Genomic DNA, 17827 nt, shown 5'->3' with positions numbered 1-17827 from the left:
TTTTTCTATATCACGAATGTAACCTTCCGGTTTCAATTTGCAAAAATACAATAAAAAAAACCTTATCCTAGGACAAGGTTTTTCATCTATGTTAAAGTTTATTATTTTGTTGGAGCGGGTTGAGGATTTTCTGGTTGAGGAGCCATCTGCTGTGCAGAAGGATCAACACCTAACCCTGGTTGCAATTGTACATTAGGATTTACTTTAGGTGCAGAAAGCCCTGTAAGTTTATCCAAAATTGTTACCAATTCCGGTTCTCCCAAATTCACAAAAGATCTACTTGCTATTTTACCATCCTTATCTATGATTACAAAACAAGGTAACTTAAATCCATAAACGCCATATTTCTTAGCAATATCAGAATTTAATCCCCCATCACCATATACATTTGTTCCTGGAATTCCTTTTAGTAAAGAATTACTTGTTTTTACAAACTGATCTTTAGTATCATCAACATTTACAAATACGAAATTCATCTTAGATTTATAAAAATTAACAACTTCTTTCAGCACTGGTACAGCAGCTTCTCCTATGTATGGATTCCAAGATGCATAGAAAAGCAACATATAAGGTTTTCCTTTATTTTCAGTAAGTTTATAAGATTTACCATCTTGCTTTATTAAAGAAGCATCGGGAGCAACATCACCAATTTTAATACCATTTACTGCTATTTGAATTTTCGAAAGGTCACTCTTAATAGTAGCATCTTTGATATCTTCATCGATGATCTTCTTAATCTTATCAGTAACCTTAGCGGGTGAACCTGGATGAATATCAGACTGAGCCATTACGAAAGCCAAAAGATAATCCTTAGCCGTTTGATTGATATCCTTTTTTGATTTTAAATATTGGGCAAACAATTCTGAAGTTGTAACATCAGTTTTATTTTTGCTATTTGCTTCAGCATACTTTTGAAAATCAGGACTCATTTTAGCCAATAAATATTGTCTGTAATAAGGATTCTCTTTTATCATAACATCCTTATTTTCCTGAAGTTTATTTTCATAATCAGTAAAGGTTTTACCTACTTTAAATGAAGGATTACCGGTCTGACTTTGTTTCATTTCATACTGACTGATAATAGATAATAATGTACTGGAAAGATCATTCTTTTTCCATTTTACTACCTCACTGTCAGGACTAAATTTTCTTTCATTTTCTTCAATATTGCTGTTGATATCTTTTTCAACTTTTTGGATACCTGCAAGAAAACCTTTTTCATCTTTAGTCATCAGCTCATTCATGTTCACCGTTTGAGCATAATTAGTTAAATACTTTTGGGAAGCTGTAAAGAAGTCATTATTCTTTTTTGCATCTCCTGTAATAACATAATCATTTGGAAATGTCATTCCATTTCCTGAGATATTAAGGGTTTGCCCACCCTTTAAGTATACTAAGTTTTGCTTTCCAGCATAAGAAATAAGATACATCCCATTTTTAGGAGCTTCAAAGCTTCCAGCGAAAGTACCATCATTTTTCACTCCAATGTTAGCTAACGGTAACGTAGCAACCCCTGAAGCTTCAATAAATTCTATTCTTTCTAATGGTGATCCACCTGTAATTTTTCCTTTTACTTCTACTTTTTTAGAGCAAGACATCACAAATATTGCAATGATAAACAATAAAAGATATTTTTTCATTTTGATTTTTAATAATTAAACAAAAATAAGTTTTTCAAGTATACTAAATACAATTAAATAGTACTTTTTATGAAACATTTAACTAAAAAAATCGCCATCCAATAAGGAGACGATTTTTTTTATCTATTTGAACTAGTTTTATCCTTTATCAACTAGCGCTGACATATATTCTCTGTTCATTCTGGCAATGTTTTCAAGAGAAATTCCCTTAGGACATTCTACTTCACAAGCTCCTGTATTTGAACAGTTACCAAATCCTTCTTCATCCATTGCCTGCACCATATTAAGAACTCTTCTTTTTGCTTCTACTCTTCCTTGAGGAAGTAGCGCGAACTGAGACACTTTAGCACCAACAAATAACATGGCAGAACCATTTTTACAGGTCGCCACACAAGCACCACACCCGATACATGCTGCTGCATCCATTGCTTTATCAGCATCTTCTTTAGGTACTGGAATAGCATTTGCATCCAATGTATTTCCTGAAGTATTCACAGAAATAAAACCACCTGCGGCCATTACTCTGTCAAATGCGCTTCTATCTACCATTAAGTCTTTAATTACCGGGAAAGCAGCACTTCTCCAAGGTTCAATAACGATCGTTTCTCCGTCTTTGAACATTCTCATGTGAAGCTGACAAGTGGTGATCCCTGTATCAGGACCATGTGCTCTACCATTGATGTAAAGAGAACACATTCCACAGATTCCTTCACGACAGTCGTGATCGAAAGCGATAGGTTCTTTTCCTTCGTTAATTAAATTCTCGTTAAGGATGTCCAGCATTTCTAAGAATGAAGAATCTGTAGAAACATCCGATATTTTATAGGTCTCAAACTGACCTTTAGTTTTTGTATTTTTTTGTCTCCAAATTTTCAGCGTAAGATGAAGGCCTTTTTTTGCACTCATAATTTTATATTTATAGGTTGGAGATTATTTGTAACTTCTTGCTTTAACTTCGATGTTTTCATAGATAAGATCTTCTTTGTGCAGAACTTCCTGTTTGATATCATCACCCTGATATTCCCAAGCTCCTACATATTTGAAGTTAACATCATCTCTTTCCGCTTCACCTTCCGGAGTAGCATGATCTTCTCTGAAATGTCCTCCACAAGATTCGTTTCTGTGTAAAGCATCAATTGCCATTAGCTGTCCTAATTCAATAAAGTCTGCTACCCTGAACGCTTTTTCAAGTTCAGTGTTCATCCCTTCAGCTTCTCCCATTACTTTTACGTTCTTCCAGAAATCTTTTTTCACTTCATCGATTTCTGCGATCGCTTCTCTTAAACCTTCAGGAGTTCTTCCCATTCCAACCTTATTCCACATGATGTGTCCTAATTGCTTGTGGAAATGATCTACTGAATGTGTTCCTTTATTATTAACAAAGAAGTTTACCTTGTCTTTAATTTCTTTTTCAGCTTCCTCAAACTCAGCAGAAGTCGTAGGAATTTCTCCCGTTCTGATATCTGCAGAAAGATAATCTGCAATGGTGTAAGGAAGTACGAAATATCCGTCTGCCAAACCTTGCATTAATGCAGAAGCTCCCAATCTGTTGGCTCCGTGGTCTGAGAAGTTAGCCTCACCAATTACAAAACATCCCGGGATTGTAGATTGCAAGTTATAATCAACCCAAACACCACCCATTGTGTAGTGAACCGCTGGATAAATCTTCATTGGAGTTTTGTAAGGATCATCTGCAGTAATCTTTTCGTACATTACGAATAAGTTACCATACTTCTCCTCAATCCAACTTTTACCTAAATCATAAATTTGCTGATCTGTAGGATTGTGAATATGCTTTTCAATAGCTGCTTCTTTACCTTTTTTAATGATTTCTGTAGAGAAATCTAAGTAAACACCTTCTTTGGTATCATTATTTTCAATTCCGAAACCAGCATCACATCTTTCTTTACCAGCTCTTGATGCAACATCACGAGGAACAAGGTTTCCGAATGCCGGATATCTTCTTTCAAGATAGTAATCTCTATCTTCTTCTTTAATATTTTCAGGTCTCAATTTACCTTCTCTGATGGCAACTGAATCTTCAATATTTTTAGGAACCCAGATTCTTCCTGAGTTTCTTAATGATTCAGACATCAAAGTAAGTTTGGACTGCTGTGTTCCATGAACAGGAATACAAGTCGGGTGAATCTGTACATAACAAGGGTTTGCGAAATACGCTCCTTTTTTATGAATTTTCCAAGCCGCAGAAACGTTTGAACCCATTGCGTTGGTAGACAAGAAATATACGTTACCGTAACCTCCTGAAGCAATTACAACTGCGTGAGCCGAATGTCTTTCAATTTCACCAGTTACAAGGTTTCTAGCGATGATCCCTCTTGCTTTTCCGTCTACGATTACCAATTCTAGCATTTCGTGACGATTGTACATTTTTACTCTTCCTTTTCCGATCTGACGGCTTAATGAAGAATATGCACCTAATAATAACTGCTGTCCAGTTTGTCCTTTAGCATAAAAAGTTCTTTTTACCTGAACCCCACCAAATGAACGGTTATCTAACTGACCGCCGTAATCTCTACCGAAAGGAACTCCCTGAGAAACACATTGGTCGATAATATTTGCAGAAACTTCAGCTAATCTGTAAACATTTGCCTCTCTTGCTCTGTAGTCACCACCTTTGATCGTGTCATAGAACAATCTGTAAGTAGAGTCACCGTCTCCCTGATAATTTTTAGCTGCATTGATTCCTCCCTGAGCTGCAATAGAGTGTGCTCTTCTTGGAGAATCCTGATAGCAGAATGCTTTTACATTATATCCTTGCTCAGCCAGAGTAGCTGCAGCAGAACCACCTGCCAAACCTGTACCTACAACAATAATATCAATCTTATCTCTGTTGTTTGGTGCAACAAGGTTCATATGATCTTTATGATTTTTCCATTTATCCTTTAAAGGACCCGCCGGAATTTTTGAATCTAATTTACTCATATTAGTATATTGATATTATTGAGTTACAAAATGATAAATTGCAATAAAAATAAACCCAAATGGAATAAGGATCGAATACCAAGTTCCTATCGCCTTAAGTATTGGAGTATATTTTGGATGTCTTGCACCAACTGACTGGAAAGAAGACTGAAATCCATGAGCCAGGTGCAGTCCCAATAATACAAATGAGATTACATATAAAGCTACTCTCCAGATATCAGCAAATTTCTCATGCAATTCCGGCCAAAAACGTTCCGCATCCGGAGCCAGTCCTTCCACATACTTGTAGTTTATTTCATGAATCCAGAAATCATAAAAGTGAAGCGCTAAAAAAGCCAATACAACAGCTCCGGAAATAATCATATTTCTAGACATCCATGTAGAATTCAAAGCCGCATTGTTTGAAGCATATTTAACTGGACGCGCTTTATTATTCTTAATCTCCAGCACAAATCCCATAATAAAATGGAAAAGAACTGCAAAACCAAGAATAGGTTGCATCAAGAATTGAACAAAAGGATTATACCCCATAAAATCTGATGCTGTATTAAAAGCATCGCGATTTATAACAGATAATAAATTTGTTGTTAAATGCAGTATAAGAAAAATCAGCAAAAACATAGCTGATAATGCCATAGCATATTTTCTACCTATTGTAGAACTCGTTAAACCTGCCATATTAAGTTTAAATTTGAATTTCTACAAAATTAGGAAATGTTAACAATATTATAAAGTGAGAAATCTCACTATTAGCCAGTTTGTAATCTTTCTAAATAAGAGCCTAAAGTATAGTAAATAAGAGAAAAAATAAAAAAATGTAACAATTAATTTATATCATAAATTTTGCTCTTATAGATAATCTTTTTCGTTATACCCTCTAAACTTTTCAATTCAATATTTTTTAATCTTCTTGATGAGCTGTATGGATTAATCACATACTTAATTACTTTCTCTCTGTCAGAAGTATTTGCCATCCAAAAATAAGCCCTGTTTCCATCCTTAATTGAAAGTACCTTATCCTTTCCTACTTGGTGAACCAAAATTTCTTCTCTCTGATTCTCTTTAATATTAAACCCAGACCGGACAATAAAAAACATTAAACTTAGTATGATGAATCTCATTATATTTTTAAAATTAAATTTAAGAAATACAAACCTCAGCACATATATAATTATTGACAAGAGAAAAACCTCAACCAAATTCATTGAGATATTTTCAAAAAAGAGAAAATCGAAATCGGCAAACCAATGAATAGATTTTAATAATCCGTGAATCACAAAGTCATACACCATATTAATGATATCAAAATCTAAATGGAGAGCAATTAAGCCTGCCATTCCAAATGATAACATAATGATCAGTTCAGAGAAAGGAACAATAACAAAATTGGCTAAAATGGAAATAAAAGAAAACTGATGAAAATAATATAAGACCAAAGGAAGGGTTGCCAATTGAGCTGAAATCGAAATAGAGATCGTATTAAAGATTAACTTTTTACCATAGCCATCCTGCTTTGGAAGGCACTTTAAAATAGGTTGATTTAACCAGAAAATCCCCAAAACGGCAATAAAACTTAATTGAAATCCTATATTAAAAAGCTGGTGAGTATCAAAAATTAGAATAATAAAAGCTGACAAAGCCATAGAATGTAATACATCGGGTTTTCTTTGAAGCAATACATAAATAAAATAAACGGTCAACATGGTACATGACCTCAGTACTGAATTACCAAACCCAATAAAAGCAGCAAAAAACCAGAGAAACACTAAACTTATAATGATGGTATATCTCCTAAATTTGAGAGGCAGTACCAATTTAAAAAGGAAATAAAACAATCCAAAGATCACCATAATATGTGTTCCGGAAATAGCAAGAAAATGAACCAGCCCTGATCTGCTGAAATCCTGCACTACGGAGGAATCAATCTCCGTCCTATCGGCAAGAATAATACCTTTTAAAAACTCCCTGCTTTGAGCAGAAATGTCGGTATTATCTATATTCTGCAGGACTTTAAGCCTTTTCTGCTTAATTTTTTCCTGTATATCAAGATCAGTTCTTGGAACAGAAAGAATTTCATTCGACACATACAATTGGTACCCAATATTTTTCCGTTTTAGGTAATGGGAATAGTCAAATTGAAAATCATATTGTGGAGGTTTTAGCTTACCTATAAAAGCTTCTACTTTATAGTAATGATCAAAATCAAGCTGATCGCGTTCTACAGGTATACGTACAATTGAACTAAAGTATTTTTTCCCAACCTGTGCAATACATTCATAATTTTTATACTTTTCATTGGAATTTAGTTTCTTAGAGATTTTAAAGACTACAGTCTTTTTTGATGAATCAAAATTGGTTTCAGAAGAAGTGACCATATTACAACAATGAATAATAATCCCTATTCCAAAAAACATTATTCCTAACAAAACCGACTTGCTTTTATGTATTAGATAAGATTTAAAAAATAGTGTAGCAAAAATGGCTGAACAAATTCCCGCAAAAATAAATATTGCCGTTTTATTCAGCGAAAATTGATCCTGAAAAACTATTCCAAGGATAAAACACAGGACAAGAATAAAAAGGGGTTGTTTGTTCAACTTAAGGATTTACTATACCAAAATAGTAAATAAAAACCACATAACTGTATGGTTTTGTTTTTCTTAAAATATTAGGAACAGAAATCCGATATGTTTTTTCCTTTATATTTTCAAAATAATATCCGCAGCATGATCACTAGCTCCTTTTCCGCCAAGTTTCTCTCTAAGCAGCTCATAATCTTTTAGTACCTGATCTCTTTTTTGTCCTTCCAAAATTTTAGTTAATTCTTCAACAAGGTTTTTAGTATTCAGATCATTTTGTATCAATTCTTTCACAACCTCCCTATCCATGATCAGATTTACCAAAGAAATATAGTTGATATTCTTCACTAACCTTTTAGCAATGGCATAGGAGATTTTACTTCCACGGTAGCATACTACTTCAGGAATATTCAGCAAGGCCGTTTCTAAAGTTGCTGTTCCGGAGGTTACCAGTGCTGCTTTAGAACATCTCAACAAATCGTATGTTCTATTGGAGACAAAATGAACATTATCATCCACATAACTTTGATAAAACTCTTTGGGAAGACTTGGTGCACCAGCAATTACAAATTGATAATTTTTAAAATGAGGCCTTACAGAAAGCATTATTTCAAGCATCTTTTCAACCTCCTGTTTTCTCGATCCCGGAAGCAGTGCAATTATTTCTTTTCCGTTTAAACCATGTTCTTTTTTAAATGCGTCGATGTTGATCTCTTGTAAACTTGAAATTGCATCCAGTAAAGGATGGCCTACAAAATGAGAGTGAACACCATGCTTTTTATAGAAATCTTCTTCAAAAGGTAAGATAACCATCATTTCATCTACGTACTTCTTGATAATCTCTACTCTACCCTCTTTCCATGCCCATAGCTGAGGAGATATATAATATACTACTTTTATCCCAAGTTCTTTGGCATATTTTGCGATCCTTAGGTTGAATCCTGGATAATCAACAAGAATTAAAACATCAGGTCTGTTATTCTTAATATCCTCTTTACAAAATTTTATATTATTAAGAATTGTCCTTAGGTTCATAGCCACTTCCAAAAACCCCATGAAAGCCAAATCACGGTAATGTTTCACTAATGTGCCACCCTGTTTAGTCATCAGATCGCCACCCCAAAACCTAAATTCGGCATTTGAATCTTTTTGTTTTAAAGCTTTCATTAAATTACTTCCGTGTAAATCCCCTGATGCTTCGCCAGCAATGATGTAATATTTCATTTCTATAATAAGGATAGAGAACAAATTAAGAATTTGTTAAATCTTAATTTGTAAATTTGTTCAAAGATAATGATAAAAAATGTCAGAAGAATTTGAAATCAGAAATAAAGTAAATGAAAGTGGTCTGGTAAATTTTGATCTTACTACTCTTCTTCCCAAAGGAATACGTAAGGGTATAGATCTTAAAGATTTTCTTTTCCAGGAAATGATCTTAAAAGAAAAAGATTTTCGCGAGAAAGTTGCCGCTATCAACACCGACGAATATACCGATACCTATATTTACATCTATAATTCCGCAGATGCCATTGTTCCATTATGGGCATATTTTGTCCTTACAGCTAAACTTACAGATACAGCAAAAAAAATAGTTTTTGGCAATCGTGAAGATCTTGAAGTGATATTAATGCACAATGCAATACAAACTTATGATTTCGATGACATGAGAGGCAAAAGAGTTCTCGTAAAAGGTTGCTCAGATAAAGAAATTCCGGAAAATGCCTATGTAGAATTGGTAGAACAATTGAAACCTATTGTAAAGTCTCTTATGTTTGGAGAGGCATGTTCTAATGTCCCAATCATTAAGAACTAGTAATGAAAAAAAACGTAACCGCTTTTCTCTTATTTCTCATTTTTTTATTCATCTATTATGCTGGGAGTTTTACAAAAATTCCTTTTGCTGATTGCGTTGGATTTGTAGCACTTGTAGAAAAAGGTGAATGGATGACCACAGCCACAGCTACGACACATTTTTTTTATACCAATACGGCAATTCTTATTAAGAATTTAGCCAATATTAATTCTATAGAAGCAAGCAGGATTCTGGTTATTCTTTCCGGAGCAGCCACAATTGCGGTAATTTACCTCACTGTAAGGATTATTACAAAAAACGAATGGGTATCTATCACTACAGCTTTTGTGTTTGGTTTTAGCTTTACTTTTTGGAAAAATGCAGAAATAGTAGAAGTATACACCTATAATTCTTTATGGATTAGCCTCGTGTTTTTTTCAATAATAAAAAGTTTTATAGAAAATAAAAAAAATTACATTGTTTTAAGTGGATTATTTTTAGGGATCAGTCTCTGGATCCATATTCAGAATATCCTGTTGATTCCGACGCTTCTTTTATTTCTTTTCTATTTCAGAGCAGAAAAAAAACAAGTCTTTTTATCCCTGCTTATTTTCTTAGTGCTTTTCTCTTCTCTATTTATTTTAAATACTTCTCAGGGATTATCACTAAGCTCTCCTTATACTTCCGATCAGGGAACCTGGGTTGAAGACTCCTTAAACAAAACATTTTTACAATATGTACAGGACTTCTTTAAGTCTTTTGTTTATCTAATTTATAACTTCAACATATTTACCTTCTTTGGAGTTGTTGGTGCATTTTTATTGTATAAATCAAATGCAAAAATGTTTTTTGTATTCTTTGCAGGATCATTATGCGTCTATGGGTTTTCAACTTTTTATGCGGTTTCGGATAACTATGTATTTTTTATTCCGTTCAATATCATCTTTGCGTTGTCTATTGGATATGGACTATCATCTTCAAAATATGCTGCCTTCAAAAAGATATCCTGGCTCTGTCTTTTTATCCCTTTAGGATATGTTCTTTCATATAGCGCAGTATCATCAACAGATAAAGGAAAAAGCTTCAACGATTTTAAAAAATACAAAGGCGGACTAAAATATTATATGTTGCCGTGGATGAATGACAATGTGGGTATTCTTGAATTTACTATTGATAAGAAAGAAGCTCCGGAACCAATCAACTGGATGACTGCCAGCGCTAAAGAATACATTAAGCTGTTAAGATCTAAAGGATATACCGACGAAGATATAAGAAAACTTTAACAGTAATTTTAGATTAAAAAAATTGTTTGGGAATATTTTTTGATAACTTTGGTTTACTAACAATTTAACAGACACAAACATGAATTTAATCGATTTGCTTACAGGAAATACAAGCAACCAGGTTGCAGAACAGGCAGAAAATAAATTTGGAATCAGTAAAAACCAGATTATTGCATTGTTGGCTGTTGCAGCACCTTTAGTTATTTCATATTTAAGAAATAAATCACAAGATTCAAAAGAAGCTGAAGCATTAAACAACGCCCTGGATAAAGATCATAACGGAAGTATTTTAGATGACTCTTCTCAGTTAGAAGCAAGACAAGCAGAAGGAGGTTCAATCCTTAGTCATGTTTTTGGTGGTGACAAACAAAATGTAGAAAATCAATTATCACAAAATACAGGGATTTCAATTGATAAAATAGGTCCCGTTCTGGCTATGCTTGCTCCACTTATCATGGGGTATATTGGTAAAGAAAAACAACAAAATAATGTTGGTGCCGGAGGCTTAGGTGATTTATTAGGCGGAATACTTGGAAATGCATCTAATCAGGCTCAGGCTGAGCAATCCAATCCATTAAATGACATCTTAGGAAGTGTATTAGGGGGTGGTGGACAATCTCAATCATCTGGAAATCCACTGAACGACATTTTAGGAAGTGTTTTAGGAGGGGGACAGCAAAAACAGCAGGAAGGAGGACTAGGTGGTATTTTGGGAAATATTTTTGGAAAATAATTTAATTTGGATATAAAAAAGGCCAAAGAATAGATCTTTGGCCTTTTTTTATTTTGTTTACTTTTTAGATTTTTCTTCCGAAGTCACTAATGATTTAGAAGCTTTTCTAGGTCTTCTTTTCCCATAGCTTCCATTATTAATTTTACCTCTTCTAGATTTTCTGTCTCCTTTTCCCATAATAATTAAGTATTTGTTGATTCATACGAATGTAAGAAAACTCGTTCGAAACAGACTACTTATCGCTGTTAAAGTTTTTATAAATCTAAACTTTAATGGTCTTCCATTTTCCTTTTTTAAATAATATAAAAGCCACTATTGTAATTAGAATTTCTGCTACAGGGATTGAAATAAAGACCCCTTTCGGCCCCATTCCAAGATGTTTTGACAGAAAGTAGGCAAAAGGAATCTGAAACATCCAAAATCCAAAAAAATTTATCCAGGTCGGTGTCCATGTATCTCCGGCTCCATTAAAAGCATTAACCATGACCATTCCTATTCCGTAGAAAAGAAAACCTACACTCATTATATGCAGTGCATTTTTAGCAAAGCTTTTAATTTCAACCTCCTGTGTAAAAAAGCCAACCAGAAAATCTCCCAAAAGAAAAAATACCAAACTTACAACGAGCATAAAAACAACATTATACTTTACGGTTTTCATCACAGATTGGTCGGCTCTCAACATCTCGTTAGCCCCCATGTTCTGTCCAACCAAAGTAGAAGCAGCATTACTTAAGCCCCACGCTGGAAGCATAAAAAACATCATCAATCTTAATGCTGTCTGATACCCTGCTGAAGCATTCTCTCCTCCCGTTGTTGCGACAAGCTGTGCCAGAAATATCCAGCTGCATGATGCAATAACAAATTGAAAAATTCCTGGAGTTGCTATTTTTACAACTGATCTTATTAATCCGAAATCTGGTTTGAAATAATTTAATTTTATTCGGATTTGTGTATCAGCAATTAAGAGATGATACAATTGATAAATAACGCCCACACTTCTTCCTATTGTTGTTGCAAGGGCTGCGCCAGTTAAACCCATTGCCGGAATAGGACCAAAGCCCCTAATTAAAATGGGACAAAGAATAATATTGGCAATATTTGCGATCCATAAACTCTTCATTGCAATGGCTGCATTTCCTGCCCCTCTGAAAATTCCGTTAATTAAAAACAGAAGCATAATGATAACACTGCTTCCCATCATCATTCTTGTAAAATCTTTACCATAAGCGGCTGCTTCTGGCTTAGAACCCATAAGAATTAGGATTTCCTTTGCGTAAATTACTCCAAGTAAACTTAGAATAAAAGTAATGACAATCGAAACAAATAAAACCTGTGCAGCACTTCTGGAAGCTTGCTCAGGGTTTTTCTCACCAATTCTCCTTGCAACCAAAGCTGTTGCCGCCATACTCATCCCGATTGCAATAGAGTACATTACAGAAAGAACAGATTCTGTAAGCCCTACGGTTTGTATCGCATAACCACTTTCTTTCAGATGCCCTACAAAATACAGATCTACCAGAGCAAATACAGACTCCATTGCCATTTCCAGCATCATCGGAATGGCTAAAAGAAGTACAGCACTCCTTATACTGATCTTTGTATAGTCTACATCTCCACCTTTAAATGCTTTTTTGAAAAAGTCTATATATTTTGTCATAATCTTTAATCATATTAATAGGATTCAAAAATATCACTTCCAAAACGATTAAGACTTGGCATATGGAAAGTTTTAGGAAAAAATAATATTATCTTTGCAAAAAATCTTATCAATGTTCAGAACACATACCAACAGAGAATTATCTCTAAAAAATCTTAATGAAGAAGTTACACTTTCAGGATGGGTACAAACTATCCGTGATAAAGGATTTATGATTTGGATAGATTTACGAGATCGTTACGGAATCACTCAGTTGGTTTTTGACCAGGACCGTTCTTCTACTCAGTTGATGGAAGAAGCTAAAAAACTGGGTCGTGAGTTTGTGATTCAGGTTAAGGGAAAAGTAATTGAAAGGGTAAGCAAAAACCCTAATATTCCAACTGGAGAGATTGAAATTTTAGTTGAAACATTAACGATTCTAAATGAGTCACAGCTTCCACCTTTCACTATTGAAGATGAAACCGATGGTGGCGAGGAACTAAGAATGAAATATCGTTATCTGGATATCAGAAGAAATCCTGTGAAAGATAAATTGATCTTCCGTCACAAAATGGCTCAAAAAGTAAGAAATTATCTTTCAGATGAAGGATTTATTGAAGTTGAAACTCCGGTTCTTATTAAATCTACTCCGGAAGGAGCAAGAGACTTTGTGGTTCCTAGCAGAATGAATCCAGGACAGTTTTATGCATTACCACAATCTCCACAAACTTTCAAACAGCTTTTGATGGTAGGTGGAATGGATAAATATTTCCAAATCGTAAAATGCTTCCGTGATGAGGATTTAAGAGCCGACAGACAACCGGAATTTACTCAGATAGACTGTGAAATGGCTTTTGTAGAGCAGGAAGATGTAATGAACGTTTTTGAAGGGATGACTAAAACGCTTATTAAAGATATTACAGGTCAGGAATTCGGAACTTTTCCAAGAATGACTTTTGCTGATGCCATGCAAAAATATGGGAATGACAAACCGGATATTCGTTTTGGAATGGAATTCGTGGAGCTGAATGAGCTTGTAAAAGGAAAAGAATTCAAAATATTTGATGATGCTGAATTGGTTGTCGGAATCAATGTTGAAGGTTGCGCAGACTACACCAGAAAACAAATCGACGAATTGGTGGACTGGGTAAAACGTCCACAGATCGGAGCTTCGGGAATGGTTTGGGTAAAATTCCAAAATGACGGGGTAAAAACGTCTTCTGTTAATAAGTTTTATAATGAAGAAGATCTGGCAAAGATCATTGAAAAATTTGGAGCAAAAGAAGGAGACCTCATGTTGATCCTTTCAGGAAATGAGCATAAAGTAAGAACTCAGCTTTCAGCTTTAAGAATGGAACTTGGAAACCGTTTAGGATTGAGAAAAGGAAATGTATTTGCACCTCTTTGGGTAGTTGATTTTCCATTATTGGAATTTGATGAAGAAACTCAAAGATACCACGCTATGCACCACCCATTTACATCTCCAAAACCTGAAGATATCCACTTATTAGAAACAGATCCTGGAAAAGCAAGAGCTAATGCTTATGATATGGTTCTTAATGGAAATGAAATTGGTGGTGGATCTATCAGAATATTCGATAAGGATCTTCAGTCAAAAATGTTTGATCTTTTAGGGTTCTCAAAAGAAGAAGCGGAAGCTCAGTTTGGCTTCTTAATGAATGCATTCAAATATGGAGCTCCTCCTCATGGTGGTTTAGCATTCGGGTTTGACCGTTTGGTAGCTATTCTTGACGGAAATGAAGTGATCAGAGATTATATTGCATTTCCTAAAAATAACTCAGGACGTGATGTTATGATCGATGCACCAGCTTCTATTGCGGATGCTCAACTCGATGAGTTAGAATTAAAATTGAATTTAAAAGCATAAATTTAAAGCGAGGTTTTTCCTCGCTTTTTTATTTTATCCCATATGGCAAAAGAAGAACTCATTGATTTTATAGACAATCTTAGGAAAGATTTTATCAAAAATAAGGAGCAATGAGAAAACAGAACCATTGAAGATTATTTAGAAGCAATGTCTAGCTATATTCAAGATATAGATGGTTATTATATTAATACCAGCCAAAATATTGATTTAGAAAAGATTAATTGGAAAGTTTTCTCCGACCTATTAAAAGGAAGCAGCATCTACGAATAGAAAGATATAGATTATTCTTAATCCATTTTTATAATCTGCTCTCTTCCGGGTCCCGTAGAAAGATAGCTCACAGGAATTTTCAATTCTTTTTCCAGGAAACTAAGATAATTCTTCAATTGTTCGGGTAAAGAAGAAGCATCATCATAATTGGAAATATCTTCGTCCCAGCCTTTCATCCACTGTAACACGGGTTGAACTTCATCATCAATAAATAAACCATGCATCACTGAAATCTGCTGATTCTGTATTTCATAGTGAGTACATACGGCTACTGATTCAAAACCACTTAAAACATCTGCTTTAGTAAGCACCAGCTGAGTTACCCCATTTATCATAACAGCATATTTCAAAGCGGGTAGATCCAACCAGCCAATCCTTCTTGGCCTTCCTGTATTGGATCCAAATTCATTGCCTTTCTGTCTAATTTCTTCACCCAGATCATTAAATATTTCTGTAGGGAAAATTCCATTACCTACTCTTGTACAATAGGCTTTAGCAACTCCATATATCTCACCTACTTTTTTAGGTGAAATTCCTAAACCACTACAGGCTCCCGCTGCTAAAGTAGTTGAAGAAGTAACATATGGATAGGTGCCATGATCAATATCAAGCAATGTAGCTTGTGCTCCTTCTGCCAGCATGGTCTTTCCTTCACTCAATGAATTATTTAAAAATATTTCTGCTTCAATAAATTCAAATCTTTTCAGAAACTCTACGGCATCAAAAAAATCTTCACATAGTTTTTCTAATGACGGAAGTATCTGCCCATAGCTCAAAAGCTGATTATAATCTCTTTCTAAAATATGAATTATCCGATCCGTAAAATCCGGTGATAAAATATCCCCTACTCGTAAATTCTGCCTAAGAATCTTGTTTGCATATGCCTGTCCAATGCCATTTCGTGTAGTTCCAATAGCCGTATAAGAAGAATTTTCTTCCATGAAGACATCCATTAATTGATGAGTAGGAAGAACAAGATGTGCCTTTTTTGAAATAGAAACATGCTTCTCCACCTGGATGGTTTCATCAAATGATCTTAAATTTAAAACTTCTTTTTTAAAATTAACAGGATCCAGGACCATTCCTGTTCCGATTACATTTTGTACACCCTTCATAAATATTCCTGAAGGAAGAGATTTTAATGTTATTCTCTTTCCATAACGCTCTATGCTGTGTCCGGCATTAGCCCCACCGTTGAAACGTGCTACAATATCATAATTCTGACTAATAAGATCAATGAATTTACCTTTCCCTTCATCTCCCCACTGTAAACCTAATACAATATCCATATCTATAATTTATCGTTTTTGTATATGACAAAGCTATCATATATGAATAGCGGGGCAATTGTCATTTGACAAGAAAGGATTTCTATAATATATTTTTCCGGATACGACTGAATGAAGAAGGAGTAATTCCTAAATAAGAAGCCAACATTGCTTGTGGAACACGATTGGCCAGGCCAGGATAATGACTGAGAAAATGAAGATATCGGGATTTAGCATCCAGGTTGAGCATTGTACTTACTACCTTAAGCTTATTCTCAGCAACAAAAGCATGTAGCTTAGCAATTAAAACAGGCCAAATAATAATTTCCTTTTCAATTGATTTTAAAAAATCAAAATCAAGTGTTAATAATACCCCATCGGTTATAGCTTCGATATATTCATTAGAAGGTACCTGATCAGCAAAACCTTGAAAATCTCCAATAAACCGTCCTTCATAAATAAAGTACCTCGTAAAGTCATCTCCTTGTTTGTTATAATACAATGATCGAAATACCCCTTCTTTTACAAAAGCAATCTTTTGGCTTATCTTACCAGCTTCTACAAATGGTTCTCCTCTAGAAATGTTCACTTCTTTGACTCCACCAGCAATTAATTCTTCCTCTTTGTCACTAAGCGTTCCAAATTTTCTGATGTAATTAAATAGCTCTTTCATGTTTTGATCAATCGAATTTTAAAGATATACAAATACTTATTATTGTCAATTGCCAATTGGTAATAAAACTAAACAGCTACTATCACACCTCTCAATTATATATTTATACATGATAAATCTGATTTTAAAGCATATAAAAAGCGGAGAATATATCCGCTTTTTATCATTGATCTAGAATTTCAAATCATTAATTTTTTCGCTTTTAAAGATAATTATTCTGTACCAACCAAGCCGTAATTCTTTTAAGAGTAAGTGCATTAGGATCTACAACGGATGAAAGAGAATTCACTTTATCTTTCTGTGGAATAGAAACCACTTTCCGCACTTTATCCCGTGCTGTAAATAATTCAAAATTCTGAGCATTGTTTCCTCCTGCAAAACTTATTTTAGCTACCATAATTCCATCGGGAATAAAAAATTCGTACGAGTCTTGACCGTTTACATATCCTGTAGAAGTAAAAAAGCCAATCGTTTCTCCTCCCTGTTCAATTGACTTTGTTTCCTTTAACTCGATTGGCCAGTTTTTATTACGTGATACCAAACTATAATTAACGGCAGTTCTGGGTGTCACTCCTTTTGTAGCAATTAATTCTGTAATTTTATCTGCATTTAAGCTATTCCCGTCAATTACTCCTCCTTTACCGATTAAATTTACAAACCCTTTCTCCATCCCCAACGTTGATAACTTGAAAATTCCAACCTGATTGGTAGGTAAAAAAGTGAAACGATAGTACATACTTGCATTGTCATTTTTATCACCTTCAAACTCTGTACTGAGAACTGCAATGACCAGTTTTTCGCCTTCCATTGAGTAAAGGTTAAAGTTTTTGGTAAGCCCAAAATTTTGTTTCTGTACCTCGACTTTTCCAAGCTTATTTCCATCCACAGTAATGATATTATTTTTGTAATCGACTTTCTGTGCCGATAGAAAGACATTTACTCCAAGTACAAATAAAAAAGTAAAAATTGTTTTCATTATAGGTTATATTTTATTTTGGTCCAAAATACAAATAATAATTTAGTGTGCTTATCCTGTATTTTTAATATTAATCAAAATAATACATTTAGTAAATATTTTTCACTCGGCACAATCATTGTACGTTATTATGTAAACATAGTACA

16 protein-coding genes are annotated in these 17827 nt (G+C 34.2%); 5 read left to right on the top strand and 11 right to left on the bottom strand.

Translation table 11 applies throughout. The annotated features are described in order from the left end of the window. Positions 1-101: 101 nt before the first annotated feature. The 6 genes from J7E44_RS07985 to lpxB form a co-directional block, all read right to left on the bottom strand. Entirely contained in the window at positions 102-1640 is a 1539-nt protein-coding gene (locus tag J7E44_RS07985; RefSeq protein ID WP_214827605.1) for a TlpA family protein disulfide reductase, read from the bottom strand. 138 nt (positions 1641-1778) lie between these two features. Then, positions 1779-2546, bottom strand: a complete 768-nt coding sequence (locus J7E44_RS07980; protein WP_214827602.1) for a succinate dehydrogenase/fumarate reductase iron-sulfur subunit — start codon at positions 2544-2546, stop codon at positions 1779-1781. Between the two features lie 24 nt (positions 2547-2570). Next, positions 2571-4583 carry a fumarate reductase/succinate dehydrogenase flavoprotein subunit gene (locus J7E44_RS07975; protein ID WP_214827599.1) on the bottom strand — a complete coding sequence of 671 codons (2013 nt, stop codon included), beginning with the start codon at positions 4581-4583 and terminating at the stop codon, positions 2571-2573. A 15-nt stretch (positions 4584-4598) separates the two neighbouring features. After that, positions 4599-5261 (bottom strand): succinate dehydrogenase cytochrome b subunit, encoded by a 663-nt coding sequence (locus tag J7E44_RS07970; protein ID WP_214827597.1) that lies wholly within the window; start codon positions 5259-5261, stop codon positions 4599-4601. Positions 5262-5407: 146 nt separating this feature from the next. After that, positions 5408-7180, bottom strand: coding sequence for a ComEC/Rec2 family competence protein (locus J7E44_RS07965; RefSeq protein ID WP_214827595.1), 1773 nt, complete (start codon positions 7178-7180; stop codon positions 5408-5410). 102 nt (positions 7181-7282) lie between these two features. Next, on the bottom strand, positions 7283-8386 hold the full coding sequence (gene lpxB / locus J7E44_RS07960) for a lipid-A-disaccharide synthase (RefSeq protein ID WP_214827593.1): 1104 nt from the start codon (positions 8384-8386) through the stop codon (positions 7283-7285). Positions 8387-8465: 79 nt separating this feature from the next. On the opposite strand from lpxB, the gene J7E44_RS07955 reads away from it, so the two are divergent. From J7E44_RS07955 to J7E44_RS07945, 3 genes are all read left to right on the top strand, one after another. Continuing rightward, complete coding sequence (locus tag J7E44_RS07955) at positions 8466-8975, top strand: DUF2480 family protein (protein ID WP_214827591.1); 510 nt, start codon at positions 8466-8468, stop codon at positions 8973-8975. A 2-nt stretch (positions 8976-8977) separates the two neighbouring features. After that, complete coding sequence (locus tag J7E44_RS07950) at positions 8978-10237, top strand: protein O-mannosyl-transferase family (RefSeq protein WP_214827589.1); 1260 nt, start codon at positions 8978-8980, stop codon at positions 10235-10237. A 79-nt stretch (positions 10238-10316) separates the two neighbouring features. Further along, a complete protein-coding gene (locus J7E44_RS07945; protein ID WP_214827587.1) occupies positions 10317-10970 on the top strand; it encodes a DUF937 domain-containing protein in 654 nt (217 codons plus the stop codon). A 57-nt stretch (positions 10971-11027) separates the two neighbouring features. Here the strand turns inward: J7E44_RS07945 and J7E44_RS07940 are convergent, their stop codons facing one another. Both J7E44_RS07940 and J7E44_RS07935 read right to left on the bottom strand, forming a co-directional pair. After that, positions 11028-11147 carry a 30S ribosomal protein THX gene (locus J7E44_RS07940; protein ID WP_214827584.1) on the bottom strand — a complete coding sequence of 40 codons (120 nt, stop codon included), beginning with the start codon at positions 11145-11147 and terminating at the stop codon, positions 11028-11030. Between the two features lie 85 nt (positions 11148-11232). Next, entirely contained in the window at positions 11233-12627 is a 1395-nt protein-coding gene (locus J7E44_RS07935; protein WP_214827581.1) for an MATE family efflux transporter, read from the bottom strand. 112 nt (positions 12628-12739) lie between these two features. On the opposite strand from J7E44_RS07935, the gene aspS reads away from it, so the two are divergent. Together aspS and J7E44_RS24385 are read left to right on the top strand one after the other, a co-directional pair. Continuing rightward, entirely contained in the window at positions 12740-14494 is a 1755-nt protein-coding gene (aspS, locus tag J7E44_RS07930) for an aspartate--tRNA ligase (RefSeq protein WP_214827578.1), read from the top strand. A gap of 126 nt (positions 14495-14620) precedes the next feature. Next, positions 14621-14764: a DUF7660 family protein gene (locus J7E44_RS24385; protein WP_449243642.1), complete on the top strand. Its 144-nt coding sequence runs from the start codon at positions 14621-14623 to the stop codon at positions 14762-14764. Between the two features lie 17 nt (positions 14765-14781). Here J7E44_RS24385 and J7E44_RS07925 read toward each other — a convergent pair whose 3' ends face one another. From J7E44_RS07925 to J7E44_RS07915, 3 genes are all read right to left on the bottom strand, one after another. Beyond that, positions 14782-16053 carry an adenylosuccinate synthase gene (locus J7E44_RS07925; RefSeq protein ID WP_251040526.1) on the bottom strand — a complete coding sequence of 424 codons (1272 nt, stop codon included), beginning with the start codon at positions 16051-16053 and terminating at the stop codon, positions 14782-14784. 82 nt (positions 16054-16135) lie between these two features. Continuing rightward, a complete protein-coding gene (locus J7E44_RS07920; RefSeq protein ID WP_214827575.1) occupies positions 16136-16705 on the bottom strand; it encodes a Crp/Fnr family transcriptional regulator in 570 nt (189 codons plus the stop codon). A gap of 202 nt (positions 16706-16907) precedes the next feature. Beyond that, a complete protein-coding gene (locus J7E44_RS07915; protein ID WP_214827573.1) occupies positions 16908-17681 on the bottom strand; it encodes a hypothetical protein in 774 nt (257 codons plus the stop codon). Between the last annotated feature and the right edge of the window lie 146 nt (positions 17682-17827).

It is taken from the genome of Chryseobacterium sp. ISL-6 (assembly GCF_018613715.1).
Classification (GTDB): domain Bacteria; phylum Bacteroidota; class Bacteroidia; order Flavobacteriales; family Weeksellaceae; genus Chryseobacterium; species Chryseobacterium paludis.
Note: the sequence above shows the minus strand (reverse complement) of the source record. Positions and strands in the feature narration are given on the sequence as shown.